Source organism: Serratia liquefaciens (assembly GCF_027594825.1).
GTDB classification, from domain to species: domain Bacteria; phylum Pseudomonadota; class Gammaproteobacteria; order Enterobacterales; family Enterobacteriaceae; genus Serratia; species Serratia liquefaciens_A.
On the sequence record NZ_CP088930.1, the window covers coordinates 3,706,494 to 3,731,839 of the forward strand.

At 57.1% G+C, this 25,346-nt stretch carries 24 protein-coding genes; 15 read left to right on the forward strand and 9 right to left on the reverse strand.

Annotated elements, in window-relative coordinates; genetic code table 11:
* Positions 1 to 2 precede the first annotated feature (2 nt).
* From ftsW to lpxC, 8 genes are all read left to right on the forward strand, one after another.
* A complete protein-coding gene (ftsW, locus tag LQ945_RS16925; protein WP_262240608.1) occupies positions 3 to 1,199 on the forward strand; it encodes a cell division protein FtsW in 1,197 nt (398 codons plus the stop codon).
* Positions 1,200 to 1,202: 3 nt separating this feature from the next.
* Positions 1,203 to 2,267 (forward strand): undecaprenyldiphospho-muramoylpentapeptide beta-N-acetylglucosaminyltransferase, encoded by a 1,065-nt coding sequence (gene murG, locus LQ945_RS16930; protein ID WP_270101290.1) that lies wholly within the window; start codon positions 1,203 to 1,205, stop codon positions 2,265 to 2,267.
* A gap of 83 nt (positions 2,268 to 2,350) precedes the next feature.
* Entirely contained in the window at positions 2,351 to 3,829 is a 1,479-nt protein-coding gene (gene murC / locus LQ945_RS16935; protein ID WP_044554175.1) for a UDP-N-acetylmuramate--L-alanine ligase, read from the forward strand.
* The gene (locus LQ945_RS16940) at positions 3,819 to 4,739 is read left to right on the forward strand and encodes a D-alanine--D-alanine ligase (RefSeq protein WP_269934995.1); all 921 of its coding nucleotides are present in this window, start codon (positions 3,819 to 3,821) and stop codon (positions 4,737 to 4,739) included. Before murC ends, LQ945_RS16940 begins: the two co-directional genes overlap by 11 nt.
* A gap of 1 nt (position 4,740) precedes the next feature.
* Positions 4,741 to 5,592 carry a cell division protein FtsQ gene (gene ftsQ, locus LQ945_RS16945; RefSeq protein WP_020825213.1) on the forward strand — a complete coding sequence of 284 codons (852 nt, stop codon included), beginning with the start codon at positions 4,741 to 4,743 and terminating at the stop codon, positions 5,590 to 5,592.
* The gene (gene ftsA / locus LQ945_RS16950; protein WP_004950148.1) at positions 5,589 to 6,845 is read left to right on the forward strand and encodes a cell division protein FtsA; all 1,257 of its coding nucleotides are present in this window, start codon (positions 5,589 to 5,591) and stop codon (positions 6,843 to 6,845) included. Before ftsQ ends, ftsA begins: the two co-directional genes overlap by 4 nt.
* A 74-nt stretch (positions 6,846 to 6,919) precedes the next feature.
* A complete protein-coding gene (gene ftsZ, locus LQ945_RS16955; RefSeq protein WP_004950150.1) occupies positions 6,920 to 8,074 on the forward strand; it encodes a cell division protein FtsZ in 1,155 nt (384 codons plus the stop codon).
* Between the two features lie 103 nt (positions 8,075 to 8,177).
* Positions 8,178 to 9,095, forward strand: a complete 918-nt coding sequence (lpxC, locus tag LQ945_RS16960) for a UDP-3-O-acyl-N-acetylglucosamine deacetylase (RefSeq protein WP_037426060.1) — start codon at positions 8,178 to 8,180, stop codon at positions 9,093 to 9,095.
* 14 nt (positions 9,096 to 9,109) lie between these two features.
* Here the strand turns inward: lpxC and LQ945_RS16965 are convergent, their stop codons facing one another.
* Positions 9,110 to 9,634, reverse strand: a complete 525-nt coding sequence (locus LQ945_RS16965; protein WP_044554177.1) for a DUF721 domain-containing protein — start codon at positions 9,632 to 9,634, stop codon at positions 9,110 to 9,112.
* 26 nt (positions 9,635 to 9,660) lie between these two features.
* Here LQ945_RS16965 and secM point away from each other — a divergent pair, with 26 nt between their 5' ends.
* The 3 genes from secM to mutT all read left to right on the forward strand — a co-directional run bounded on the left by secM (position 9,661) and on the right by mutT (position 13,502).
* A complete protein-coding gene (secM, locus tag LQ945_RS16970) occupies positions 9,661 to 10,194 on the forward strand; it encodes a secA translation cis-regulator SecM (RefSeq protein WP_262240570.1) in 534 nt (177 codons plus the stop codon).
* A gap of 89 nt (positions 10,195 to 10,283) precedes the next feature.
* Positions 10,284 to 12,995: a preprotein translocase subunit SecA gene (secA, locus tag LQ945_RS16975; RefSeq protein WP_269934997.1), complete on the forward strand. Its 2,712-nt coding sequence runs from the start codon at positions 10,284 to 10,286 to the stop codon at positions 12,993 to 12,995.
* A 102-nt stretch (positions 12,996 to 13,097) separates the two neighbouring features.
* Positions 13,098 to 13,502, forward strand: a complete 405-nt coding sequence (gene mutT, locus LQ945_RS16980) for an 8-oxo-dGTP diphosphatase MutT (RefSeq protein ID WP_269934998.1) — start codon at positions 13,098 to 13,100, stop codon at positions 13,500 to 13,502.
* Positions 13,503 to 13,543: 41 nt separating this feature from the next.
* Here mutT and yacG read toward each other — a convergent pair whose 3' ends face one another.
* From yacG to coaE, 3 genes are read right to left on the reverse strand one after another with little or no spacing between them, the layout of a single operon-like run.
* Positions 13,544 to 13,735 carry a DNA gyrase inhibitor YacG gene (yacG, locus tag LQ945_RS16985; RefSeq protein WP_262240567.1) on the reverse strand — a complete coding sequence of 64 codons (192 nt, stop codon included), beginning with the start codon at positions 13,733 to 13,735 and terminating at the stop codon, positions 13,544 to 13,546.
* A 50-nt stretch (positions 13,736 to 13,785) separates the two neighbouring features.
* Positions 13,786 to 14,538, reverse strand: a complete 753-nt coding sequence (gene zapD, locus LQ945_RS16990; RefSeq protein WP_044554181.1) for a cell division protein ZapD — start codon at positions 14,536 to 14,538, stop codon at positions 13,786 to 13,788.
* 5 nt (positions 14,539 to 14,543) lie between these two features.
* The gene (coaE, locus tag LQ945_RS16995) at positions 14,544 to 15,158 is read right to left on the reverse strand and encodes a dephospho-CoA kinase (protein WP_270101291.1); all 615 of its coding nucleotides are present in this window, start codon (positions 15,156 to 15,158) and stop codon (positions 14,544 to 14,546) included.
* Positions 15,159 to 15,536: 378 nt separating this feature from the next.
* Between coaE and LQ945_RS17000 the strand changes: the two genes are divergently transcribed.
* On the forward strand, positions 15,537 to 16,580 hold the full coding sequence (locus tag LQ945_RS17000) for a GMP reductase (RefSeq protein WP_262240565.1): 1,044 nt from the start codon (positions 15,537 to 15,539) through the stop codon (positions 16,578 to 16,580).
* A 65-nt stretch (positions 16,581 to 16,645) separates the two neighbouring features.
* Here the strand turns inward: LQ945_RS17000 and hofC are convergent, their stop codons facing one another.
* The 4 genes from hofC to nadC all read right to left on the reverse strand — a co-directional run bounded on the left by hofC (position 16,646) and on the right by nadC (position 20,827).
* Positions 16,646 to 17,845, reverse strand: coding sequence for a protein transport protein HofC (hofC, locus tag LQ945_RS17005; RefSeq protein ID WP_270101292.1), 1,200 nt, complete (start codon positions 17,843 to 17,845; stop codon positions 16,646 to 16,648).
* The gene (gene gspE / locus LQ945_RS17010) at positions 17,842 to 19,290 is read right to left on the reverse strand and encodes a type II secretion system protein GspE (protein ID WP_270101293.1); all 1,449 of its coding nucleotides are present in this window, start codon (positions 19,288 to 19,290) and stop codon (positions 17,842 to 17,844) included. The genes hofC and gspE overlap by 4 nt, the downstream gene beginning before the upstream one ends.
* Entirely contained in the window at positions 19,287 to 19,736 is a 450-nt protein-coding gene (gene ppdD / locus LQ945_RS17015; protein ID WP_182825131.1) for a prepilin peptidase-dependent pilin, read from the reverse strand. The genes gspE and ppdD overlap by 4 nt, the downstream gene beginning before the upstream one ends.
* Before the next feature lie 200 nt (positions 19,737 to 19,936).
* Positions 19,937 to 20,827: a carboxylating nicotinate-nucleotide diphosphorylase gene (gene nadC / locus LQ945_RS17020; RefSeq protein WP_270101294.1), complete on the reverse strand. Its 891-nt coding sequence runs from the start codon at positions 20,825 to 20,827 to the stop codon at positions 19,937 to 19,939.
* A gap of 85 nt (positions 20,828 to 20,912) precedes the next feature.
* Here nadC and ampD point away from each other — a divergent pair, with 85 nt between their 5' ends.
* Positions 20,913 to 21,509, forward strand: coding sequence for a 1,6-anhydro-N-acetylmuramyl-L-alanine amidase AmpD (gene ampD / locus LQ945_RS17025; protein ID WP_044554188.1), 597 nt, complete (start codon positions 20,913 to 20,915; stop codon positions 21,507 to 21,509).
* Complete coding sequence (ampE, locus tag LQ945_RS17030) at positions 21,509 to 22,363, forward strand: beta-lactamase regulator AmpE (RefSeq protein ID WP_262240561.1); 855 nt, start codon at positions 21,509 to 21,511, stop codon at positions 22,361 to 22,363. The genes ampD and ampE overlap by 1 nt, the downstream gene beginning before the upstream one ends.
* 70 nt (positions 22,364 to 22,433) lie before the next feature.
* Here the strand turns inward: ampE and hemL are convergent, their stop codons facing one another.
* Entirely contained in the window at positions 22,434 to 23,723 is a 1,290-nt protein-coding gene (hemL, locus tag LQ945_RS17035; RefSeq protein WP_182825134.1) for a glutamate-1-semialdehyde 2,1-aminomutase, read from the reverse strand.
* Between the two features lie 179 nt (positions 23,724 to 23,902).
* Here hemL and clcA point away from each other — a divergent pair, with 179 nt between their 5' ends.
* Positions 23,903 to 25,342 (forward strand): H(+)/Cl(-) exchange transporter ClcA, encoded by a 1,440-nt coding sequence (gene clcA / locus LQ945_RS17040; protein ID WP_270101296.1) that lies wholly within the window; start codon positions 23,903 to 23,905, stop codon positions 25,340 to 25,342.
* The last annotated feature ends 4 nt before the right edge of the window (positions 25,343 to 25,346 follow it).

A 25,346-nucleotide genomic window follows, 5' to 3' on the forward strand; every position in this document is an offset into this window, starting at 1 on the left:
GACTGCGCTTGCCGAACTTCGGGCTGACAGAGCTCTTTAAAAACTGGGTAGCGGGATCGCGAGATAACGATTCGGCCAATATGGTGCTGTACGACCGTACCCTGCTGTGGCTGACCTTTGGGTTGGCCATTATTGGTTTTGTGATGGTGACTTCGGCTTCGATGCCGATCGGTCAGCGCCTGGCGGACGATCCATTCTTGTTCGCCAAGCGTGACGCGCTGTATCTCGGGCTGGCGTTCGGTCTGTCGATGGTGACCTTGCGCATTCCGATGGAAGTCTGGCAGCGCTATAGCAACATCATGCTGCTGCTGTCGATCGTGATGCTGTTGATCGTATTGGTGGTCGGCAGCTCGGTAAACGGGGCATCGCGCTGGATCTCGCTGGGGCCGCTGCGTATTCAGCCGGCAGAGCTGTCCAAGCTGTCGCTGTTTTGTTACCTGGCGAGTTATCTGGTGCGCAAAGTAGAAGAGGTGCGCAGCAACTTTTGGGGCTTCTGCAAGCCGATGGGCGTCATGGTGGTGTTGGCCGTGCTGCTGCTGGCTCAGCCGGATCTGGGTACCGTGGTGGTGCTGTTTATCACCACGCTGGCGATGCTGTTCCTGGCCGGCGCGAAAATGTGGCAATTCCTGGCGATTATCGGTTCCGGAGCCTTCGCGGTGGTGCTGTTGATCATCGCCGAACCTTACCGTATGCGCCGTGTCACCTCGTTCTGGAACCCGTGGGCCGATCCGTTCGGCAGCGGCTACCAGTTGACCCAGTCGCTGATGGCCTTTGGTCGTGGTGAATTCTGGGGGCAAGGGCTGGGTAATTCGGTGCAGAAACTCGAGTATTTGCCGGAAGCGCACACCGACTTTATCTTCTCGATTTTAGGCGAAGAACTGGGCTATATCGGTGTGGTTTTCGCATTGTTAATGGTATTCTGCGTCGCTTTTCGTGCTATGTCGATTGGCCGTCGTGCGCTGGAGCTTGATCAGCGCTTTTCTGGCTTTTTGGCCTGCTCCATCGGCGTGTGGTTCAGCTTCCAGGCGCTGGTCAACGTCGGCGCGGCTGCCGGTATGCTGCCGACCAAAGGTCTGACGCTGCCGCTGATCAGTTACGGCGGTTCGAGCCTGTTGATTATGTCGACGGCGATCGTGCTGTTGCTGCGTATTGATTATGAAACGCGTCTGGCTAAAGCCCAGGCGTTTGTGAAGAGGTAAGGGATGAGCGGGAAACCTAAGCGTTTAATGGTGATGGCAGGCGGTACCGGCGGACACGTATTCCCGGGGCTGGCGGTCGCACATCATCTGATGGCGCAGGGCTGGCAGGTGCGCTGGCTTGGAACCGCAGACCGAATGGAAGCCGATCTGGTGCCAAAGCACGGGATCGAGATTGATTTCATCCGTATTTCCGGCCTGCGCGGCAAAGGGCTGAAGGCCCAGTTGAGCGCGCCGCTGCGTATCTGGCAAGCCGTACGTCAGGCGAAGGCGATTATGCGCAGCTACCAACCGGACGTGGTGCTGGGAATGGGCGGTTACGTTTCCGGTCCTGGCGGTTTGGCCGCATGGCTTTGTGGCATCCCGGTGGTGCTGCACGAACAAAACGGCATTGCCGGGCTGACCAACCGCTGGTTGGCGCGCATTGCCAGGAAAGTCCTGCAGGCCTTCCCTGGCGCGTTCCCCAATGCGGACGTGGTGGGCAACCCGGTACGCACCGACGTATTGGCGCTGCCGCTGCCGGCAGAGCGATTGGTGGGGCGTGAAGGACCCATTCGCGTGCTGGTGATTGGCGGCAGTCAGGGTGCCCGCGTGCTGAATCAGACAGTTCCTGAAGTCGCGGCGAGATTGGGCGATAGAATTACGCTCTGGCATCAGGTAGGCAAAGGTGCGCTGGAAAATGTGTTGCGCGACTACGAGAGGGTAGGGCAGGCGCAGCACAAGGTGACCGAGTTTATTGATGACATGGCGGCCGCATACGCCTGGGCTGATGTCGTGGTGTGTCGCTCCGGTGCACTGACGGTCAGTGAGATCGCTGCGGCGGGGCTGCCTGCGATATTTGTGCCTTTCATGCACAAAGACCGCCAGCAGTACTGGAATGCCCGCCCGCTGGAAGAAGCGGGCGCGGCGAAGATTATCGAACAACCGCAGTTTAACGCTGATGTGGTGGCGGAACTGCTGGCTGGCTGGGATCGTCCGGCGCTGTTGGCGATGGCCGAAAAGGCCCGTGCAGTGGCCATTCCGGATGCTACCGAGCGCGTAGCGGCGGAGCTGGTGCGCGTCGCCAAATAATATGCAGGGGTCCGGTTCGCCGGGCCTGAATTAAAGAATGTCATGTAGGGGGCCGGCATGCCGGCCCCGGATTAGAGAGAGTGATGAATACACAACAACTGGCGAAACTACGTACTATCGTGCCCGAGATGCGACGCGTCCGGCACATTCACTTTGTCGGCATCGGTGGCGCCGGCATGGGTGGTATCGCCGAAGTGTTGGCCAATGAGGGTTATCAGATCAGCGGTTCCGACCTGGCACCGAATCCGGTAACCCAGCAGTTGAGCGCGCTCGGGGCGACGATTTACTTCCATCACCGTCCGGAGAACGTACTGGATGCCAGCGTAGTCGTGGTTTCTACCGCTATTTCTGCCGACAACCCGGAAATTGTCGCCGCTCGCGAAGCGCGTATTCCGGTGATCCGTCGCGCAGAGATGCTGGCCGAGCTGATGCGTTTCCGCCATGGCATTGCCGTTGCAGGCACGCATGGCAAGACCACGACCACGGCGATGGTGTCGAGCATTTATGCCGAAGCCGGCCTGGACCCGACCTTTGTTAACGGCGGGCTGGTGAAAGCGGCAGGAACTCATGCGCGTTTGGGCTCCAGCCGTTACTTGATTGCGGAAGCGGATGAGAGCGATGCCTCGTTCCTGCATTTGCAGCCGATGGTGGCGATTGTCACCAATATCGAGGCCGACCATATGGAGACCTACCAGGGCGACTTCGAAAACCTGAAGCAGACGTTTATCAACTTTTTGCACAACCTGCCGTTCTACGGCCGTGCGGTGATGTGTATTGATGATCCGGTGGTGCGTGAATTGCTGCCACGCGTGGGTCGCCATATCACCACTTACGGTTTCAGCGACGATGCCGACGTTCGCATCGAGAGCTACCGTCAGGTTGGAGCCCAGGGCCACTTTACCCTGAGCCGCCAGGACAAGCCGCTGATGACGGTGACGCTGAATGCGCCGGGTCGTCACAACGCGTTGAACGCGGCGGCGGCAGTCGCGGTTGCAACGGAAGAAGGCATTGACGACGCAGATATTCTCAGCGCGTTGGCCAGCTTCCAGGGGACCGGTCGCCGCTTTGATTTCCTTGGCGAGTTCCCGCTGGAGCCGGTAAACGGCAAAAGCGGCAGTGCGATGCTGGTGGACGACTATGGTCACCACCCGACCGAGGTCGACGCGACGCTGAAAGCCGCACGTGCAGGCTGGCCAGACAAGCGTCTGGTGATGATTTTCCAGCCGCACCGTTACACGCGTACTCGCGATCTGTACGACGATTTTGCCAACGTGCTATCGCAAGTGGACGTGCTGCTGATGCTGGACGTTTACTCTGCCGGTGAAACGGCGATCCCGGGGGCGGACAGCCGCTCGCTATGCCGCACGATCCGCAGCCGCGGCAAGCTGGATCCGATTTTGGTTTCCGATGCGGATACCGTGCCGGAAACCCTGGCAGGGTTGCTGCAAGCAGACGATTTAGTGCTGGTGCAGGGCGCCGGCAACGTGGGTAAAGTCGCTCGCAAACTGGCTGAGCTGAAGCTGCAGCCACAGAAAAAAGAGGAGGAACATCATGGCCGATAAAGTCGCCGTACTGCTGGGTGGAACCTCCGCTGAACGTGAAGTGTCATTGCAATCCGGCGCCGCCGTGCTGGCCGGGCTGCGTGAAGCCGGTATCGACGCTCACGGCATCGATATCCGCGATTTCCCGGTCACCCAGTTGAAAGAACATGGGTTTACCAAAGTGTTTATCGCGCTGCATGGCCGAGGCGGTGAAGACGGTACCCTGCAAGGCATGCTGGAATTCCTCGAACTGCCTTATACCGGCAGTGGCGTGATGGCTTCGGCACTGACCATGGACAAGTGGCGCACCAAGATGGTGTGGCAGTCGATGGGCCTGCCGGTGGCGCCTTATGTTGCGCTGAACCGTCAGCAGTATGCCGGTGCAGAAAAAGAGGCGCTGATCGCGCGAGTAGAGGCCTTGGGCCTGCCGCTGATCGTCAAGCCGAGTCGTGAAGGTTCCAGCGTTGGTATGAGCAAAGTCACCGAACGTGGCGCTCTTGAAGCGGCTCTGGAAGAAGGTTTCCGCCATGACGACGACGTCCTGGTCGAGAAGTGGCTGAGCGGTCCGGAATACACGGTAGCGATGCTGGGTGATCAGGTTTTACCCTCCATTCGCATTCAGCCGGCCGGCGTGTTTTACGACTATCAGGCCAAATACATCTCGGACGATACCCAGTATTTCTGTCCGAGCGGCCTGAGCGCGGAACATGAAGCCGAAATGGCGGCTCTGGCGTTACGCGCCTATCGTGGGCTGGACTGCAGCGGCTGGGGCCGCGTTGATGTGATGCAGGACAGCGATGGCAGCTTCTATCTGCTTGAGGTGAATACCTCGCCGGGCATGACCAGTCATAGCCTGGTGCCGATGGCAGCGCGCCAGTCTGGTTTAAGCTTCTCGCAGCTGGTAGCGAGAATTTTGGAGTTGGCCGACTGATATGTCGCAAGCTGCCCTGAATGCGCGTGAACGCGAGGTGGATAACAACCCGCGCCGCAGCAATGGAACCCAGTTGGCGGGAATGATTTTCCTGCTGATGGTGTTGGGAACGGTCCTGTGGAGTGGTTGGGCGGTGATTGGCTGGATGAAAGACGCCAGCCGCCTGCCGCTGTCACGACTGGTGGTGACCGGTGAACGTCACTACACCACCAACGACGATATTCGCCAGGCTATCCTGGCACTGGGATCGCCGGGGACGTTCATGACGCAGGATGTGGATATCATCCAGCAGCAGATTGAACGCCTGCCGTGGATCAAGCAGGCCAGCGTGCGCAAGCAATGGCCGGATGAGCTGAAGATCCACCTGGTGGAATATGTCCCGGTGGCGCGCTGGAATGATTTGCACATGGTAGATGCCGAAGGCAAATCCTTCAGCGTGCCTGCAGAACGAATTGGCAAACAGAAGTTGCCGTTGCTCTATGGTCCGGAAGGGAGCGAACAGGATGTTCTTGAAGGTTACCGGACCATGAGCAGCATGTTAGCGGCCAGCAAATATACGCTGAAAATGGCGGCCATGAGCGCTCGCCATTCCTGGCAGCTGGCTTTGGATAATGATGTTCGGCTGGAGCTGGGACGCGACGATCGCACCGGACGCCTGCAGCGCTTTATCGAGCTTTACCCGGTATTGCAGCAGCAGGGACAGGCAGAAAGCAAGCGAGTCAGTTATGTCGACTTACGCTACGAGGCCGGTGCATCGGTAGGTTGGGCCCCCGTGTTTATCGACCCGCAGGCTGCAGGCGATCGGCAGAACAGTAATCAGCAACAGAATCAGGCACAGGCAAAACAACAATGATCAAGTCGACGGACAGAAAACTGGTAGTTGGACTGGAGATCGGTACTGCAAAAGTCTCCGCATTGGTAGGGGAAGTTCTGCCCGATGGCATGGTCAACATTATCGGGGTGGGCAGTTGCCCGTCTCGCGGTATGGATAAGGGTGGCGTTAACGACCTGGAGTCGGTAGTGAAGTGCGTACAGCGCGCTATCGATCAGGCCGAACTGATGGCTGATTGTCAGATTTCTTCGGTTTACCTCGCATTATCGGGTAAACACATCAGCTGCCAGAACGAAATAGGGATGGTTCCTATTTCCGAAGAGGAAGTGACGCAGGAAGATGTGGAAAACGTGGTGCATACCGCTAAATCGGTACGCGTACGTGATGAACACCGCATCCTGCACGTCATCCCTCAGGAATACGCCATCGATTATCAGGAAGGCATCAAAAACCCGGTTGGGTTGTCCGGCGTGCGTATGCAAGCCAAGGTGCACCTGATCACCTGCCATAACGATATGGCGAAGAACATCGTTAAGGCAGTAGAACGTTGCGGTCTGAAAGTTGACCAACTTATTTTCGCCGGTCTGGCTGCCAGCTATGCGGTACTGACCGAAGATGAGCGCGAACTCGGCGTTTGTGTGGTGGATATCGGCGGCGGCACCATGGATATGGCGGTGTACACCGGCGGTGCGCTGCGCCACACCAAAGTGATCCCTTACGCCGGGAACGTGGTCACCAGCGATATCGCTTACGCCTTCGGCACGCCGCCGACAGACGCGGAAGCGATCAAAGTTCGACACGGCTGTGCGCTTGGGTCGATTGTTAGCAAGGATGAAAGTGTAGAGGTGCCAAGCGTTGGAGGACGTCCTCCTCGGAGTCTGCAAAGACAGACACTGGCTGAAGTGATTGAGCCACGCTACACCGAACTGTTGAATCTGGTTAACGATGAAATTTTGCAATTGCAGGAGCAACTGCGTCAGCAAGGGGTGAAGCATCATCTGGCAGCGGGTATTGTGCTGACCGGTGGCGCCGCCCAGATTGATGGCCTGGCAGCCTGTGCGCAACGGGTGTTCCACACCCAGGTACGCATCGGCCAACCCTTGAACATCACGGGTCTGACGGATTATGCGCAGGAGCCTTACTACTCTACGGCGGTAGGTCTGCTGCACTATGGAAAAGAGTCTCACCTGAGCGGTGAGGCAGAAGTAGAAAAACGCGCCTCGGTGGGCAATTGGTTTAAACGTATCAATAGCTGGCTGAGAAAAGAGTTTTAATGTTTCAACAAAGAGATCATGCTGAGTAATCTTTTTATGATCTCGCAGCGACAGGCACAAAACGGAGAGAAACTATGTTTGAACCAATGGAACTAACCAATGACGCGGTGATTAAAGTCATCGGCGTCGGCGGTGGCGGTGGCAACGCCGTTGAACACATGGTGCGCGAGCGCATCGAAGGTGTTGAATTCTTTGCCGTTAATACAGACGCTCAGGCGCTTCGTAAAACGGCAGTTGGCCAAACCATCCAGATCGGTAGCGGTATTACCAAAGGTCTGGGTGCAGGCGCGAACCCTGAAGTGGGTCGCAATTCAGCGGAAGAAGACCGTGAAGCCCTGCGCGCCGCACTGGATGGTGCAGACATGGTCTTCATTGCAGCCGGCATGGGCGGCGGTACCGGTACCGGTGCAGCGCCAGTGGTCGCTGAAGTTGCTAAAGATCTGGGTATTCTGACAGTGGCCGTGGTGACCAAGCCTTTCAATTTTGAAGGCAAGAAACGCATGGCGTTCGCTGAGCAGGGCATCGCAGAATTGTCCAAACATGTGGACTCACTGATCACTATCCCGAACGACAAACTGTTGAAAGTTCTGGGTCGCGGCATTTCTCTGTTGGACGCGTTTGGCGCGGCTAACGACGTGCTGAAAGGCGCGGTACAGGGTATTGCCGAACTGATCACCCGTCCGGGCCTGATGAACGTCGACTTCGCCGACGTTCGCACCGTAATGTCCGAAATGGGCTACGCGATGATGGGTTCCGGCGTTGCCTGTGGTGAAGACCGTGCTGAAGAAGCAGCGGAAATGGCGATCTCCAGCCCACTGCTGGAAGATATCGACTTGTCCGGCGCTCGCGGCGTGCTGGTCAACATCACCGCCGGCTTCGACCTGCGCCTGGATGAGTTCGAAACCGTGGGTAACACCATTCGTGCTTTCGCTTCCGACAACGCGACCGTGGTAATTGGTACGTCGCTGGATCCGGAAATGAACGACGAACTGCGCGTGACCGTGGTTGCGACCGGTATCGGCATGGACAAACGTCCGGAAATCACTCTGGTGACCAACAAACAGGCCAGCCAGCCAGTGATGGATCATCGCTACCAGCAGCACGGCATGTCGCCGCTGCCGCAGGAAGTGAAACCTGCCGCCAAGGTGGTTAACGATCCGACTGCGCAGCCTAATAAAGAGCCCGACTATCTTGATATTCCAGCCTTCCTGCGCAAGCAGGCAGACTAAGAATATCCTGAGAATTTGGAATCTCCGCTCTTTGTGCTAAACTGTCCCGCCAGCCATGCTGTATGCTTGGCTGGTAGGATTGATAACATTGCGAGATAAAACGATGATCAAACAAAGGACATTAAAACGTATTGTTCAGGCGACTGGTGTCGGTTTGCATACCGGCAAGAAAGTCACGCTGACAATGCGACCCGCGGCGGCTAATACCGGGGTCATCTATCGTCGCACTGACTTGAATCCACCGGTTGATTTTCCGGCTGATGCAAAATCCGTGCGTGATACCATGCTCTGTACCTGCCTGGTCAATGAGCATGACGTGCGTATTTCTACCGTTGAGCATCTTAATGCCGCGCTGGCTGGGTTGGGCATCGACAACATCGTTATCGAAGTTGACGCTGCTGAAATCCCTATCATGGACGGCAGTGCCAGTCCGTTCGTCTTCCTGTTGCTGGATGCCGGCATTGAAGAACTGAACTCTGCGAAGAAATTCCTGCGTCTGAAAGACACCGTGCGTGTTGAAGATGGCGACAAGTGGGCCGAGCTGTCCCCGCATAACGGGTTCCGCCTGGATTTCACCATCGACTTCAACCACCCGGCGATCGACGCCAGTACGCAACGCTACCGCCTTGATTTCTCTGCCGACTCGTTCGTGCGTCAAATCAGCCGTGCGCGTACTTTCGGCTTCATGCGTGACATCGAGTATTTACAGTCACGTGGCCTGGCCTTGGGCGGCAGCTTTGACTGCGCCATCGTGGTAGATGATTACCGCGTGCTAAACGAAGACGGCCTGCGCTTCGAAGACGAATTCGTACGCCACAAAATGCTGGACGCCATCGGCGACCTGTTCATGTGCGGCCATAACATCATTGGCGCGTTTACCGCGTACAAGTCTGGTCATGCGCTGAACAACAAACTGCTGCAAGCAGTGCTGGCGAAGCAGGAAGCGTGGGAGTACGTCACCTTCCAGGACGAAGCCGAAATGCCGCTGGCATTCAAAGCTCCGTCTACCGTATTGGCATAAGTCGATACCGCTGATTATTTATCACGACTGGTAGCGTTGGCACTCTCTCCGGCCAACGATGCCAGTCGTTCCAATATCTTGCGCAGTTTTTCCGGACTGCGGCTCGCCAATACCCTTAATTCCCCAGCACTTTCCTGACTCAGATGACGCATAGGCACGCTTGACTGCGTATTTTCTGCCGTTTTTGCGGCGTCCTGCACAAGGTTGCTCCCTTTTGCCATCAAGGCCGGATTAATCCTGATGTCGATCGACGACAATGATGGTAGAATTTGCGCTCGTAGTGCTGATAATAAAGCCGGTTGTTCGTAACGTAGACGCATCATCCAGCTGGCATTTGCCGTTTCTAGCACTAAAATACCCTGTCGGAAATTTGCGACGCGGCACCAAGGATGCAGTTGAACGGGCAACAGGCCTTTCACTGCACGGTTAAGCTTAAGCAACGCGACTGCGCGTTGTTGGACGTTATGCAGTGGCCCTTTGTCTTCTGCAGACGCGTCGTCGAACAGGGAATCTAATAATTGTGGACGGCTATCGCGCATAATGGGCTCCGGCGGATTATAAACTCGTGATCGGTATTCTAAATCGTTGGCGACAATTTGGCAGACGTTATTTCTGGCCCCATCTCCTTTTAGGGATGGTTGCGGCCACGCTTGGCGTACCTACCAATCTGACCGGCAACCCCGATCAAGCCGCTCTGCCGAGCACCTCGTCCAGCCTCAACCGGCAAAACTCCGCCAGTGGCGCCTTTAATAGCTTGGCGTTGCTGCAAGAAGCGCACCGCCGCCCGACCTTCAGTGTCGATTACTGGCACCAGCATGCGCTTCGTACCGTCATTCGTCACCTCTCTTTTGCGCTTGCGCCGCAGGCCGTTTACGCTCGGGTGCAGGAAAGCGAAGCGGAAGTTACCGAACCCCCATTGCAGGTGGCGCAATTGGCGCTGCTTTCTACCCTTAATGCGCTGCTGACGCACGAGCCGAAGCCGCCGACCATCATTCGCAACACTCACCATGCCGTGCTACCCGCTGTTGCGCAGCATCAGGCTGGGTTGTGGCTTGCGCAAGTGCAGGGCATTCGCGCCGGACCTGCAGCCTTAAGCTGATTTCTTGCCCCTCGGGCGACAAAAAAACCTAAAAAATAACAGTAAATTGACTGCCTGTGTTGGCCGTCATGACAGAGATATCAAACATCATGTTAGTGAAATTATTGACCAAAGTTTTTGGTAGCCGTAACGATCGTACGCTGCGCCGCATGCGCAAATCGGTTGAGCTGATCAACCAGATGGAACCGGACATGGAAAAACTGTCCGATGACGAACTGAAAGCCAAGACCAACGAGTTCCGCGCGCGCCTGGAAAAGGGCGAAGTGCTGGAAAACCTGTTGCCTGAGGCCTTCGCGGTAGTGCGCGAGGCGAGCAAACGCGTCTTTGGTATGCGTCACTTCGACGTGCAGCTGCTGGGTGGCATGGTGCTGAATGACCGCTGTATCGCAGAGATGCGCACCGGTGAAGGTAAAACCCTGACCGCCACCCTGCCAGCCTATCTGAACGCCCTGAGCGGCCGTGGCGTGCACGTGGTAACCGTCAACGACTATCTGGCACAGCGTGACGCCGAGAACAACCGCCCGCTGTTCGAGTTCCTCGGTTTGAGCATCGGTATCAACCTGCCGGGCATGCCGGCACCGGCCAAGCGTGAAGCCTATGCCGCAGACATTACCTACGGCACCAACAACGAATACGGTTTCGACTATCTGCGCGACAACATGGCGTTCAGCCCGGAAGAGCGCGTTCAGCGTAAACTGCACTATGCGCTGGTGGATGAGGTTGACTCCATCCTGATCGATGAAGCGCGTACGCCGTTGATCATCTCTGGCCCGGCTGAAGACAGCTCCGAGATGTACATCAAGGTTAACAAGCTGATCCCTAAACTGATCCGTCAGGAAAAAGAAGATTCGGATTCCTTCCAGGGCGAAGGCCACTTCTCGGTTGACGAAAAGGCGCGCCAGGTGCACCTGACCGAACGCGGCCTGATCCTGATCGAAGAAATGCTGATGGAAGCCGGCATCATGGACGAAGGGGAGTCACTGTACTCACCGACCAACATCATGCTGATGCACCACGTGACCGCGGCTCTGCGCGCCCATGTGCTGTTCACCCGCGACGTTGACTACATCGTAAAAGACGGTGAAGTTATCATCGTTGACGAACACACCGGCCGTACCATGCACGGCCGTCGCTGGTCCGATGGTCTGCACCAGGCGGTGGAAGCCAAAGAAGGCGTTGAAATCCAGAACGAAAACCAGACCCTGGCCTCCATCACCTTCCAGAACTACTTCCGCCTGTATGAGAAGCTTGCCGGGATGACCGGTACCGCCGACACCGAAGCTTTTGAATTCAGCTCGATCTACAAGCTGGATACCATCGTGGTGCCGACCAACCGTCCGATGATCCGTAAGGACATGCCGGATCTGGTCTACATGACCGAGTTGGAGAAGATTGGCGCGATCATTGAAGATATCCGTGAGCGTACCGTCAATGGACAGCCAGTGCTGGTGGGTACTATCTCGATTGAAAAATCCGAGGTGGTTTCCCGCGAACTGACCAAGGCCGGGATTGACCACAAAGTTCTGAACGCCAAATTCCACGCCATGGAAGCGGACATCGTAGCGCAGGCAGGCCAAAGCAGTGCGGTCACTATTGCCACCAACATGGCGGGCCGTGGTACCGATATCGTGCTGGGTGGCAGCTGGCAGGCCGAAATTGAACAGTTGGAAGATCCGACTGAACAGCAAATTGCTGAAATTAAAGAAGCCTGGAAAATCCGTCACGATGCCGTACTGGCTGCGGGTGGCCTGCACATCATTGGTACCGAGCGTCATGAATCACGCCGTATCGATAACCAGTTGCGTGGCCGTTCCGGTCGTCAGGGTGATGCCGGTTCATCCCGCTTCTATCTGTCGATGGAAGATGCCCTGATGCGTATTTTCGCCTCCGATCGCGTTTCTAGCATGATGCGTAAACTGGGGATGAAAGAGGGCGAGGCGATTGAGCACCCATGGGTCACCAAAGCGATTGCCAACGCTCAGCGTAAAGTAGAAAGCCGCAACTTCGACATTCGTAAGCAACTGCTGGAATACGATGACGTTGCCAACGATCAGCGCCGCGCCATCTACAGCCAGCGTAACGAACTGCTGGACGTGTCCGACGTTAGCGAAACCATTGCCAGCATCCGTGAAGACGTGTTCAAGACCACCATCGACGGCTACATCCAACCGCAGTCGCTGGAAGAAGAGTGGGATATTCAGGGGTTGACCGAACGTCTGAAAAACGATTTCGATCTGGATATGCCTATCGCCGAATGGTTGGATAAAGAGCCTGAGCTGCACGAAGAAACGCTGCGTGAGCGTATTCTGGAAAAAGCCAAAGAAGAGTACCAGCGTAAAGAAGAAGTGGTTGGCACCGAGATGATGCGCAACTTCGAGAAAGGCGTGATGCTGCAGACGCTGGATTCCCTGTGGAAAGAGCATCTGGCGGCCATGGACTACCTGCGTCAGGGTATCCATCTGCGCGGTTATGCGCAGAAAGATCCTAAGCAGGAGTACAAGCGCGAGTCCTTCAACATGTTCGCCACCATGCTGGAATCACTGAAGCATGAAGTGATCAGCGTGCTGAGCAAGGTTCAAGTGCGGATGCCGGAAGAGGTTGAAGCCTTGGAACTGCAACGTCGTGAAGAAGCCGAGCGTCTGGCCAAACAGCAGCAGCTGAGCCACTATGAAGAAAACGCGTTGGTGACCGAAGATCCTAATGCGCCGACCATCGCAGAACGTAAAGTGGGCCGTAACGATCCGTGCCCATGCGGTTCCGGTAAAAAATACAAACAGTGTCACGGTCGTCTGCAGAACTAAGCCGACACCGTTTAACGAATAAAACCCAGGGGTTCAGCGTGCTGAGCCCCTGTTTTTTGGCGCTGCATTCCGCGCTCCAATGACCCAAATCAGGAGGATGCGATGAAACACCTGAACATCGCCGTCGGCATCATTCGTAACGCCCAGCAGGAAATCTTCATTACCCGCCGCGCGGCCGATTCGCATATGGCCGGTTTCTGGGAGTTTCCTGGCGGAAAAATCGAACAGGGAGAGACGCCGGAACAGGCGCTTAGCCGTGAACTATTGGAAGAGACCGGCATTGAAGCCCAGCGTGCGGAGTTGTTGGACGTGCTTGAGCATCAGTTTAGCGATCGCATCGTCACGTTGAATTTCTATCTGGTGGAAGCCTGGGCTGGCGAACCCTTCGGTCGCGAAGGCCAGCCTATGCGCTGGGTAAAGCAGGCTGACCTGCGGGAAGACGAGTTCCCTCAGGCCAATATCAGTATTATCAAACTGCTGGTGGAGCAGGCAAAGGCCGCGCAGTAACACAATCGGCCTCGCAAGCGCCAGGCCGATAAGCAAGACGATCAGCGATCGTCTGCTTCACTCCATTCATCGCTTTCAGACAGGTCGCTGTTGCTGGGAATACGCTTCTCTTCATCGGCCCATTCGCCCAGATCAATCAGCTGGCAGCGTTTGCTGCAAAACGGACGAAATGGGCTCACTTCTCCCCAAACCACACCTTTGCCACAGGTTGGGCATTTCACTACGGTAGTCATATCTATTCCTTACTCCCTTCCAACGCGTGAAAGGTCTTTATGTCATTGGGTCAGCAACAGGCCAACTCAAAGGTTAGTCGTTCCGGCACCACGCCAAGCTCACTGTCCAGCGGCAGAAAGCGAATCGCATAGCGCGTCTTATGGCCGGAAATTTGTGGGTAAAGCTGGTGCGCCAGATTGATGCGCAAGCGCAGCAGATCCGCCCCCTCGGCGTTATCCTGGAAAAAACCGTTCAGGCTGATCTGATTGCGAAATGGGCCGGCCTGACGGATCAGATCCAGCACCATAGTCAGTGCCTGGTTCAACGGTTCCAGCGTTTGCAACCATTCGGCTACGTCGTTATCCCGCTCTTGCTGAGGCGCATGCATCCACATGTGCAGCGTCGGCAAGTCAAAGCTGCAGCACCCGCCGGGGATGCTCAGGCGTTGCCGCACCAAACTAATCAGCCGATCTTCGCGCAGTGATTGACCCAGTCGCGGCGCCGACATCAGTGCGGTACCACGTTGCTTCAACTGGTTGCGCAACTGATCCACCAGCGACATATCGACGCCGGGCACGTCGGCCCATGCCAGCAACTTTTGCTGCTGGCGTTCCAGCTCTTTCAGTAACTCGGTGCGTACTTCACCGCGTTCCAGCACGTCCAGCAGATCGGCGACGGTGCGGAAAAAGGTCAGGGCGATGGCCGTTTCGCTTAATGCACGCTGGCCATGCAGCTGTTGCAGCAAAAATTCCATGCGCAGCCAGGTGCGCATTTTTTCATTCAACGGATGTTCAAAAAGAACGCTTGGGGAAACATCACTCATTCAGTTTAATCCTGTCGGGTCGCTGATGCCGCCAGCTCAAGGTAACGGCAATGCAGTGCGGCAACCAATGGCTCTATCCCCTGAGCGGCGCCGCTATTATCAATGATGTCGTCTGCAGCGGCCAGGCGCTGCTCACGCGTGACCTGTGCGGACAGTATGTTCTGTGCCTGCTGACGGCTGATACCGTCGCGAGCGATGGTTCTGGCCAACTGAGTCTCGCTGTCGACGTCAACCACCAGCACGCGATCGGCACGCGCCTGCAGGTTGTTCTCGACCAGCAACGGCACCACCCAGAGAGCGTAGGGGCTGGTGACTTGCGCCAGTTGACGTTGAGTTTTCTGATGAATCAGCGGGTGCAGCAGCTGGTTTAGCCAGCGCTTTTCATCAGGATTACTGAAGATACACTGACGTAAGGCGGCACGGTTCAGTGAACCGTCCGGCTGCAACATTTCATTACCAAAACGGTCGGCGATGGCAGCCAGCGCCGGGGTGCCAGGCTCGACAACCTGCCGGGCGATAACGTCAGCATCGACCACCGTCACGCCGTGGCGAGCGAAGGCGTCTGCCACGGTGGACTTACCGCTGCCGATACCCCCTGTCAACGCAACAATGTAGGCCATGGTAGGGAATGCACCTGAGGTTCATAAAAAAATAATAGACGAATCATAAAGCGATCGCACAGAAGTGCAAGTAAGCCGGCGGCGCTTGCCGGGCCGCTTCGGCCGTACGGTGATAAAAAACGCAGCCGGAAAGGGAAAATGAGCGGGAGGTCACACTGCGGTGTCGCAGGTAAATTTGTCGGATTGTAGCGCAAATAAAGGAGAATTCGCAGTCTTGTCCGGCGATTATTAGCGCGTATGATAGCGTCACTGGAACTGGCATTAATCTACCCGTCGCCTTTCAAGCCGCAGCGTTGTTGACTGCAACTTGAAATTCATAGGGTATAGGTTCGAATACTATCCTGCGATCCGTCGCCATAAACCAGGAAATCATAAGTCATGCGTATTGAAGAAGATTTGAAGTTAGGCTTTAAAGATGTGCTGATTCGCCCAAAGCGTTCCACGCTGAAAAGCCGCTCAGAAGTTGAACTGGAACGTCAGTTTACCTTCAAACATTCTGGCTGTAGCTGGTCTGGTGTGCCGATTATCGCCGCCAACATGGATTCAGTCGGTACCTTCAGCATGGCAGAGGCCCTGGCTTCCTTCGATGTTCTCACCGCCGTACACAAACACTACACCGTAGAGCAGTGGGCCGCCTTTGTGCAGCGCGTGCCGGCATCGGTGCTGCGCCACGTGATGGTTTCAACCGGCACGTCTGACGCTGACTTTGTGAAAATGAAGCAGATCCTGGCGCTGTCACCCGAGCTGAAATTTATCTGTATCGACGTAGCCAATGGCTATTCCGAGCATTTTGTCGCCTTCCTGCAGAAAGCGCGCGAAGCCTGCCCGAAGCATGTTATTTGCGCCGGTAACGTCGTCACCGGTGAAATGGTGGAAGAGCTCATCCTGTCCGGCGCCGACATTGTTAAAGTCGGTATTGGTCCAGGCTCTGTCTGCACGACCCGCGTGAAAACCGGCGTCGGTTATCCGCAGTTGTCCGCGGTGATCGAATGCGCCGATGCGGCACACGGCCTTGGCGGCCAAATCGTTAGCGATGGTGGTTGTTCGGTCCCGGGCGACGTAGCGAAAGCCTTTGGCGGCGGCGCGGACTTTGTCATGCTGGGCGGCATGCTGGCCGGCCACGACGAGTGTGAAGGCACCATTGTGGAAGAGAACGGTGAGAAATTTATGCTGTTCTACGGCATGAGCTCCGAGTCGGCGATGAAACGCCACGTCGGCGGCGTTGCCCAGTACCGTGCGGCCGAAGGGAAAACCGTCAAGCTGCCGTTGCGGGGAGAAGTTGAGTTCACCGTCCGCGACATCCTCGGCGGCCTACGTTCCGCTTGCACCTACGTCGGTGCGGAGCGTCTGAAAGAGCTGACCAAGCGCACTACTTTCATCCGCGTTGCAGAGCAGGAAAACCGCGTCTTCGGCAGCAAGTAAGCGGCGCCTTTCGGCACCAGCAACTGGTGGGCGCAGTTCAATGCTGCGTCCAATCACTGACGGACTTACCCCAAAACATTCCCCAACTGAAATATCGGCAGATACATGGCGATCACCAATGTGCCGACGATCCCTCCCACTACCAGCATCAATAGGGGCTCCAGCGTTTGCGCCAGGGTATCGGCCAGCTCAAAGGTTTGCTGTTCATGCCACGCGGCCAGTTTGCCCAAGAGGGTATCTAACGAACCGGATTCTTCGCCCACCCGCACCAATTGCTGGCATAACGAAGGGAAAAGCGCCTGCTGTTCCAGGGCGTGATGAAAAGTCTGCCCTTGCGCAATCTGTTGCCTGATGGTGTCAATCGCCTGGCGATAAAACAGGTTATCCACCGACAGCGCTGCTGCATTCAATCCGTCAACCAGGCTGAGCCCAGCCTGCTGGGTCATGGCCAGAATACGGAATATTTGGCTCAGGCAGCCGCCTTTGATCAGGTGCGCAATCAACGGCAGCCTCAACAGCGCCGCCTGTTCGCGCCTGCGCCATTGGGGCTGTGGATGCAGGCGGCGGAGATAGGTGTATGCCATACAGACCAGAATCGCTGCCAGCCAGGGACCGCTGCCGATCAGCAGGGAGGAAAGGTTCAGCAACCCTTGGGTAAACCACGGCAGCGGCGCATTGAAGGACTGATAGACGCCGGCAAATTCAGGCAACACCATCACCAGCATCAAAATACTTACCAACAGCGCCACCGCGCAGATAAACAAAGGATAACGCAGCGCCTTGATGACTTTCTTTTGCAGTTTTTGCTGTGCTTCCTGCTGTTGGGCCAGTTGCAGGCAGCATTCATCCAGGTGGCCGGTCAGCTCGCCAATGGCGATTAGCTGGCGGTAGATCAGAGGAAACACGGCATGTTGCTCAGCGATGACCTCAGAAAATGGCTGACCCTGGCGCACCTGTTCACTCACTTCCCGCAGCAGGCAGCGCCAGGCTGCGGACGGGTGCTCTGCCGCCAGTAGCTGTAGCCCGCTGACCAGCGGCAACCCGGCCTGCAGCAGGGTGGCCAACTGGCGGGTGAACTGGATCAGCGGTTCACCGCGCCACTGGCCGGCAGCAATGCGTTTCCCGTTGTTGATCTGGCAGGGCTGTAGACCTTGTTCAATAAGCCACTGGCTGACCTCATTCCTCTCACTGCTCATCAGCTCACCCTCACGCAGTTGTCCGTGTGGGTCAATTGCCTGCCAGAGGAAAAGGCGCAGCGTTTTCACGGAGCGCCTCCGCTGTCGGCAATAACACCGACAATGCGATACACCTCCTCCAGCGAGGTGACGCCCTGAGCGGCCAGCGTTAGTCCGGCTTGCAGTAACGTCGTCTGCCCCTGCTGCCGGGCGATTTCAGCCAACATGCCGGGGGTTGCCCCCGCCAGCAGGCCGGCTTGCACCTCCGGGGTAATGGTCAACAGTTCATACACCCCGGTACGGCCGTAGTAACCGCTGAAGCAGTGTTCGCAGCCATCGGCCTGCCAGGGCAGCAGAGGTGTAGCCCAAATGGCTGTGGGAAAACGTACGGGCTGGCTTTGTTGATAGCGACAGTGGCTGCATAGCTTGCGCACCAGACGTTGCGCGATAACCAGTTTCAGACAGGCGGCAATCAGGTAGCCTGGGATACCCATATGGGTCAGGCGCGTCAGGGTTTCGCTGGTGGAATTGGTGTGCAAAGTGGAAAGCACCAGGTGGCCGGTTTGAGCGGCTTTTACTGCGATCTCCGCCGTTTCCCGATCGCGGATCTCACCGATCATGATGACGTCCGGATCCTGTCTCAGCAAGGCGCGTAATACGCGGGAGAAATCCAGTTCCGTTTTGGCGTTGGTCTGCGTCTGATTGATACCGAACAGGGGAATTTCAATCGGATCCTCGACGCTGCATAAATTACTTTGCGCATCATTTAACTGACGCAGACCGCTGTACAGCGTGACGGTTTTGCCGCTGCCGGTGGGGCCGGTGACCAGGATCATGCCCTGCGGGCAGGACAAGGCAGAGGAAAACTGCGCCAGTGCCGTCGGATCCATACCCAATTGATCCAACGGCAACTCCTGGCGTTCAGTTTGCAAAATTCGCAGCACCACTTTTTCGCCGTGCAGGGTGGGCAGGGTGGCGATACGCATGGAGTAGCGAGCGTTATCCAACCGCACGCTGAGCTGTCCATCCTGCGGCAGGCGGCGCTCGGCGATGTCCAACTGCCCCATGATTTTCAATCGGGCCGTGAGGCGAGCGGCTAGCGTGAATGGCGGTGAGGCTATTGCCTGCAATACGCCGTCAATGCGCAGCCGGATACGGAGAGTCTGTTGGTAAGGCTCGAAATGAATGTCCGAGGCTCGTCGCTGAATGGCGATGCGAAGCGTCTGATTGATAAATTGCACCACGGGGGCGTCACTTTCGTCGTTTAATGAGGGCGCGGCGGGTTGATCCTCCGGTGCGACCTGTTCGAGCCGATCGCCCCGCATTTGTCGACGATTCAGCTCTGACTCCAGCCTGGCCGCCGGCCATTGTTCCAGGTGAATGCGTTTACCGGTGGCAAAACGCAGGGCCGACAGCAGTGCCTGGGGAGCCTCGGCAGTCAGTGCGACGTTCAGGCACTGGTCATCTTCACTGAGAGCCAGTGCCTGATAGCGCTGGCACAGGGTATGGATTTCATCGCTGATTACCGTACTCATGATGTTGGCGCCACGGCGGTAGTGTCAAAACGGAAAACTTCCTGACAGGTTTCCTGCAGATTGCTGTTTTCGCTGGTGCACTGGCGTGTCCAACGCGTCAGGCCGCTGGCATTTTGGGTTGGCGTCAGTGCGACCGTCAACCCCTGCAGCGTTTGCGTGCCGGTCAGCGAGATCACGCCCTGGCTGACCTGCACCGCGCTGACGTAACGTGAGGCGTCGCCGGTAGGGATGCCTTTGCTGCCGGCGTTGCAGCCGGTCGGCGTGCCGCTGTCGAGCACGCACAGTTCAACTGCCAGCTTATACGGCGTCATGGTTTGCAGCATGTCGGTCATCGCTGCCTTTTGGATATAGCGCTGATAGGCAGGAATACCTATGGCGCTCAGTATGGCGATAATGGCGATTACCACCATCAGTTCTATCAGGGTAAAACCGCGCTGCGTTTCCATCCGTTGCTTCCTCCGTGTCAATGTGAGGGCCAGAGTAATCAGGCCAACGGGGCGCTTCGAGCGAGTGATGACTGTTTTTAGGCGCAGTTCCACAGCAATCGACTGAGGTTGCAGCAGCGGGAAAAGAGATGAGGCGTGTTTCGCAATTTTGGTGAAAAAACACCTCCCCGCTGGTTCAGAGAGGTGTTGGGGAGAGGATGTTATTTGAAGCGCATGGAAAGATCGAGGGCGGTCACATGTTTGGTCAGCGCACCTACAGAGATGTAGTCCACACCGGTTTCGGCGAAGGTACGCAGGGTTTCGCTGGTCACGTTGCCGGAGACTTCCAGCTGTGCGCGGCCCTGGGTTTGCGCCACGGCGGCGTGCATCATTTCGACGCTGAAATTGTCCAGCATGATAATGTCTGCACCGGCGTCCAGCGCCTGCTGCAGTTCGTCCAGCGACTCGACTTCCACCTCGACCGGCACGTCGGCATGCAGCCAGACGGCCTTCTCAACGGCATTTTTGATCGAGCCGGAGGCAATGATGTGGTTTTCCTTGATCAGGAAGGCGTCCGACAACCCCAGACGGTGGTTGCTGCCACCGCCGCACAATACGGCATATTTCAGTGCGGTGCGCAGTCCTGGCAGGGTCTTGCGGGTGTCGAGCAGGCGGGTTTTCGTCCCCTGCAACAGTGCCACATAGCGGCTGACTTCGGTCGCTACACCGGACAGGGTCTGCACAAAATTCAGCGCGGTGCGCTCACCGGTCAACAGCACTCGTGCCGGACCGGTCAGTTTGCAAAGCGGTTGGTCGGGCACCAGGCTATCACCGTCCGCCACCTGCCAGTCCACCTTCACCTGGTTGCCCAGTTGGATAAAGACTTCATTTAGCCAGCGCTTACCACAAAATATACCGGGTTCGCGGGTGATGATCGTGGCTTCGGCCTGGGTATCTGGCGGTAACAATTGCGCGGTAATATCGCGTTCGGCATCGACTTCGCCTCCCAGATCTTCACGCAGCGCCTGGGCAACGGCATAGGGGATATCGCTTTCAATTCGTTCAAGAAGCTCGGTGCGGCGAGTGTCGGCACTGTAGCGGCGTGTCGGCATAGAAAACTCCGAAATGGACGGTAAGATCGTAGGGGGAACATGCTACTCTGTTGCCGTGACAAGTACCACCGCCCAGAGGTATCTGATGCAGTTAGAACAAGGCTGGATTGTCGGGGTAACCCGGGTTGTCTCGCCGCATTGCGATCTTCGCCCGAATGAGGAGGCGCCTTCGCTGCTGGTGATCCACAATATCAGCCTGCCGCCCGGCGAGTTCGGCGGCCCCTATATCGATCGGCTGTTTACCGGTACTCTTGATCCTGCGGATCACCCCTATTTTTCTGATATTCATCAGCTGCGCGTTTCGGCGCACTGCCTGATCCGTCGCGAGGGTGAAATCGTTCAGTATGTGCCCTTTGACCGCCGAGCCTGGCACGCGGGCGTTTCGTCATATCAGGGACGAGAGCGCTGTAACGATTTTTCGATCGGCATTGAACTGGAAGGTACCGATCAGGTGGCGTTCACGCCGCAGCAATACCAAAGTCTGAACGCGGTGACCGCGCTGCTGATCCGGCATTATCCGATGTTGGCGGCGCATATCGCCGGGCACAGTGACATTGCCCCTGGCCGCAAAACCGATCCCGGCCCGGCGTTTGACTGGGATTTATATCTGGCATCTCTGGAACAACCCGGCGGACCAGATGACGCTATGCTTGGAACAATGGAAAGGGAGAGGAGTCGCTAATGACGCTGTTTACGCTGTTACTGGTTCTGGCGTGGGAACGTTTATTCAAGCTGGGTGAGCATTGGCAGTTGGATCATCGCCTTGAGGTGGTATTTCATCGGCTGCATCGGTTTTCACTGGCGCAAACGCTGCTGATGACGCTGGCCTGGATGGTGGTGGTGGCAGGGATCCTGTGGCTGTCCCAGGGGCTGTTTTTCGGCGTAGTGACGCTGTTGCTGTGGATCGTCATTGATCTGCTGTGTGTCGGCGCAGGGATCAAGCGTAAACACTATCGGGCCTATCTGAAGGCCGCTCGGCAGGGGGACGCGCATGCCAGCGATCAAATGGCGGAAGAACTGGCGCTGATCCACGGTTTGCCGGTGGATTGCAGCCAAGAGCTGCGCTTGCGTGAACTGCAAAATGCGCTGCTGTGGATTAACTTCCGTTATTATCTGGCGCCGCTGTTTTGGTTCGTGGTCTGTGGGCCTTACGGGCCGATTGCGCTGGCAGGCTACTCTTTCCTGCGCGCTTACCAGACCTGGCTGGCGCGCCACAACACGCCGCTGGAGCGTTCGCAGTCAGGCATCGATCATCTGCTGAACTGGTTGGACTGGATCCCGGTTCGTCTGGCCGGTGTGGCTTACGCCCTGTTTGGCCATGGTGAAAGAGCGCTGCCGGCGTGGTTTGCGTCGTTGGGCGATCGTCACTCCTCGTCGTATCAGGTGCTGACGCGGTTGGCGCAGTTTTCACTGGCGCGCGATCCTCACATGGATCCGGTACAGACCCCACGGGCGGCGGTCACCCTGGCGCGTAAGGTGACGATGATTATCGTGGTGGTGGTGGCTCTGCTGACAATTTACGGTGCCTTGCTCTAAAGCGAGAGCGGGGGGCACGATGGAAATAAAAACGGGCGCCAGGCGCCCGTTTTTATTGGCTTGACCAATCTTACAGCTTGGCGAAACAGCGACGTGCGGCATCGATGGTGCGCTGAATGTCTTCCTTGCTGTGAGCAACGGACATAAAGCCAGCCTCAAAGGCGGAAGGCGCCAGATAAACCCCTTCCTCCAGCATCAGGTGGAAGAAGCGCTTAAAGCGTTCTACGTCGCACTGCATCACGTCCTGATAGCAGGTTACTGCCGGGGCATCGGTAAAGAACAGGCCAAACATCCCGCCAACGTGGTTAACCACCAGCGCGATGTTTTCTTCTTCAGCCGCGTGCAGCAGGCCAGCCGCCAGCATATCGGTCAGTTCGGTCAGGGTCTGGTGAATGCCAACCTGAGAGACTTCGGTCAGACAGGCATAACCGGCCGCCATCGCAATCGGGTTGCCGGACAGGGTGCCAGCCTGATAGACCGGCCCGGTTGGCGCCAGCGCTTCCATCACTTCACGACGGCCGCCAAAGGCGCCGACAGGCATGCCGCCACCGATGATTTTGCCCAGGCAGGTGAGATCAGGTTCTACGCCGTAATGAGCCTGAGCCCCGGCCAGCGCTACGCGGAAGCCGGTCATGACTTCGTCGATAATCAACAGCGCGCCGTACTTGTCGCACAGTGCGCGCAGACCCGGCAGGAACTCCGGCAGTGGCGGCACGCAGTTCATGTTGCCGGCGACCGGCTCGACGATGATGCAGGCGATCTCGGAAGGGTATTGTTCAAATGCGGCCTGCACCGAATCCAGATCGTTAAAGGTGCAGGTCAGGGTGTGTTTGGCGAAATCGGCCGGTACGCCCGGCGAATTAGGCTGGCCCAGGGTCAGCGCGCCAGAGCCGGCTTTGACCAGCAGGCAGTCGGCGTGACCGTGGTAGCAGCCTTCAAATTTGATGATCTTGTCGCGGTTGGTGTAGCCACGCGCCAGACGGATTGCGCTCATGGTGGCTTCGGTACCCGAGTTCACCATTCGCACCATATCCATGGTCGGCACCAGTTCGGTCACCAGCTCCGCCATTTTAACTTCCATCTCGGTCGGCGCGCCAAAACTCAGGCCGCGCTGCGCCGCTTCAATGACCGCGTTGCGGATCGCCGGGTGGTTGTGCCCCAGCACCATCGGGCCCCAGGAACCGACGTAGTCGATATAACCTTTGCCGTCGACGTCGAACAGGTAAGCCCCGTCCGCCCGTTCGATAAACAGCGGCACACCGCCAACGCCGTTGAATGCACGCACCGGAGAGTTAACCCCGCCTGGGATTACCTGTTTTGCCTCGGCATACAGACTTTCGGACTTGCTGTTTAAGCTCATAGAACGGCTCCTGGATTCTCTTTTGAATGATTTGACCGCGCTATTCTAGTGAAGTGTTCGTCGATATGAAACGATCACAGTCAGATACCTATTTAGAGGGGCGATCGATTAGCGGGTGGGTTAGAATAATCAACTAGCCTATTTGTATTACATTTAATTCCATTAATGAATAACCCATTATGACTGAATTACAGCAACAGCCGCGGGTGGCGCAGGCCCCACGTCTAAAACGCAGTGACGCAGTGCGCCAGCTTTTACGCCGCGATAAAACGCCGGTGGCGATCCTGTTTATGGCGGCGCTGGTGGGCACCCTGGCGGGTCTGCTCGGGGTGGCCTTTGATAAGGCGGTGGACTGGGTACAGCAGCAGCGCTTTTCTGCGCTGGCGCAGGTCGCCGATTATTGGATCCTGGTTTGGCCGCTGGCCTTTATTCTTTCCGCCGCGCTGGCGATGTTGGGATATTACCTGGTACGTCGCTTTGCTCCTGAGGCTGGGGGATCGGGCATACCGGAGATCGAAGGGGCGCTGGAAGAGCTGCGTCCGGTGCGTTGGTGGCGGGTGATCCCGGTGAAGTTTATCGGCGGTATGGGTACCTTGGGCGCGGGTATGGTGCTGGGCCGCGAAGGGCCTACGGTGCAGATGGGCGGCAACGTCGGGCGCATGGTGCTGGATATCTTCCGCATGCGCGGTGCCGAAGCACGCCATTCTTTGTTGGCTACCGGTGCAGCCGCCGGCCTGTCCGCAGCCTTTAACGCCCCGCTGGCGGGCATTTTGTTTATCATTGAAGAGATGCGGCCGCAGTTCCGCTACAACCTGATTTCGATTAAAGCCGTGTTTATCGGCGTCATCATGTCGAGCGTGGTGTTCCAGCTGTTCAACGGGGAAGGTTCGGTGATTGCGGTGGGCAAGCTTTCCTCGGCGCCGATCAATACCCTTTGGCTGTATTTGGTGCTGGGGGCGATATTTGGTGCGGTGGGGGTGATGTTCAACGCGTTGGTCTTCCGCACTCAGGATATGTTCGCTCGCCTGCACGGCGGCAAAATGCGCAAAATTTTGCTGATGGGCGGTTTGCTCGGCGGTATTTGCGGCATTCTGGGGTTGATCCAGCCCGAAGCGGCTGGCGGCGGTTTTGGCCTGATCCCGATCGCCGCAGCGGGTAACTATAGCGTCGGCATGCTGATGTTTATTTTTATCACCCGGGTGATCACTACGCTGCTGTGTTTCGGTTCGGGGGCTCCGGGCGGCATTTTTGCGCCGATGCTGGCGTTGGGCACGCTGTTTGGCACCGCCTTTGGCCTGGCCGGCGGCCATTTGTTCCCCGAGTACGGCATCGAAGCCGGCACCTTCGCCATTGCCGGCATGGGTGCGCTGTTTGCTGCCACGGTGCGTGCGCCGCTGACCGGGATCGTGCTGGTGCTGGAGATGACCGACAATTACCAGCTCATCCTGCCAATGATAATTACCTGCCTGGGTGCTACGCTGGTGGCGCAGTTCCTCGGGGGCAAGCCATTGTATTCCTCAATATTAGCCCGCACCTTACAACGGCAGGAAGCGTTGCAGGTGAGCGAGGCGGCAGATAAAACAGGTAAAGAAAATACAACAAATGCGGTGAATACTTGAACGC

Coding starts and splice junctions, on each gene's coding strand:
- mutT (WP_269934998.1), top strand. CDS start 13,098: ATGAAACACCTGAACATCGCCGTCGGCATCATTCGTAACGCCCAGCAG.
- nadC (WP_270101294.1), bottom strand. CDS start 20,827: ATGCCGACACGCCGCTACAGTGCCGACACTCGCCGCACCGAGCTTCTT.
- ampE (WP_262240561.1), top strand. CDS start 21,509: ATGACGCTGTTTACGCTGTTACTGGTTCTGGCGTGGGAACGTTTATTC.
- yacG (WP_262240567.1), bottom strand. CDS start 13,735: ATGACTACCGTAGTGAAATGCCCAACCTGTGGCAAAGGTGTGGTTTGG.
- ampD (WP_044554188.1), top strand. CDS start 20,913: ATGCAGTTAGAACAAGGCTGGATTGTCGGGGTAACCCGGGTTGTCTCG.
- LQ945_RS16940 (WP_269934995.1), top strand. CDS start 3,819: ATGGCCGATAAAGTCGCCGTACTGCTGGGTGGAACCTCCGCTGAACGT.
- hemL (WP_182825134.1), bottom strand. CDS start 23,723: ATGAGCTTAAACAGCAAGTCCGAAAGTCTGTATGCCGAGGCAAAACAG.
- secA (WP_269934997.1), top strand. CDS start 10,284: ATGTTAGTGAAATTATTGACCAAAGTTTTTGGTAGCCGTAACGATCGT.
- LQ945_RS17000 (WP_262240565.1), top strand. CDS start 15,537: ATGCGTATTGAAGAAGATTTGAAGTTAGGCTTTAAAGATGTGCTGATT.
- murG (WP_270101290.1), top strand. CDS start 1,203: ATGAGCGGGAAACCTAAGCGTTTAATGGTGATGGCAGGCGGTACCGGC.
- ftsA (WP_004950148.1), top strand. CDS start 5,589: ATGATCAAGTCGACGGACAGAAAACTGGTAGTTGGACTGGAGATCGGT.
- ftsZ (WP_004950150.1), top strand. CDS start 6,920: ATGTTTGAACCAATGGAACTAACCAATGACGCGGTGATTAAAGTCATC.
- ftsQ (WP_020825213.1), top strand. CDS start 4,741: ATGTCGCAAGCTGCCCTGAATGCGCGTGAACGCGAGGTGGATAACAAC.
- clcA (WP_270101296.1), top strand. CDS start 23,903: ATGACTGAATTACAGCAACAGCCGCGGGTGGCGCAGGCCCCACGTCTA.
- gspE (WP_270101293.1), bottom strand. CDS start 19,290: ATGAGTACGGTAATCAGCGATGAAATCCATACCCTGTGCCAGCGCTAT.
- ppdD (WP_182825131.1), bottom strand. CDS start 19,736: ATGGAAACGCAGCGCGGTTTTACCCTGATAGAACTGATGGTGGTAATC.
- coaE (WP_270101291.1), bottom strand. CDS start 15,158: ATGGCCTACATTGTTGCGTTGACAGGGGGTATCGGCAGCGGTAAGTCC.
- zapD (WP_044554181.1), bottom strand. CDS start 14,538: ATGAGTGATGTTTCCCCAAGCGTTCTTTTTGAACATCCGTTGAATGAA.
- LQ945_RS16965 (WP_044554177.1), bottom strand. CDS start 9,634: ATGCGCGATAGCCGTCCACAATTATTAGATTCCCTGTTCGACGACGCG.
- murC (WP_044554175.1), top strand. CDS start 2,351: ATGAATACACAACAACTGGCGAAACTACGTACTATCGTGCCCGAGATG.
- lpxC (WP_037426060.1), top strand. CDS start 8,178: ATGATCAAACAAAGGACATTAAAACGTATTGTTCAGGCGACTGGTGTC.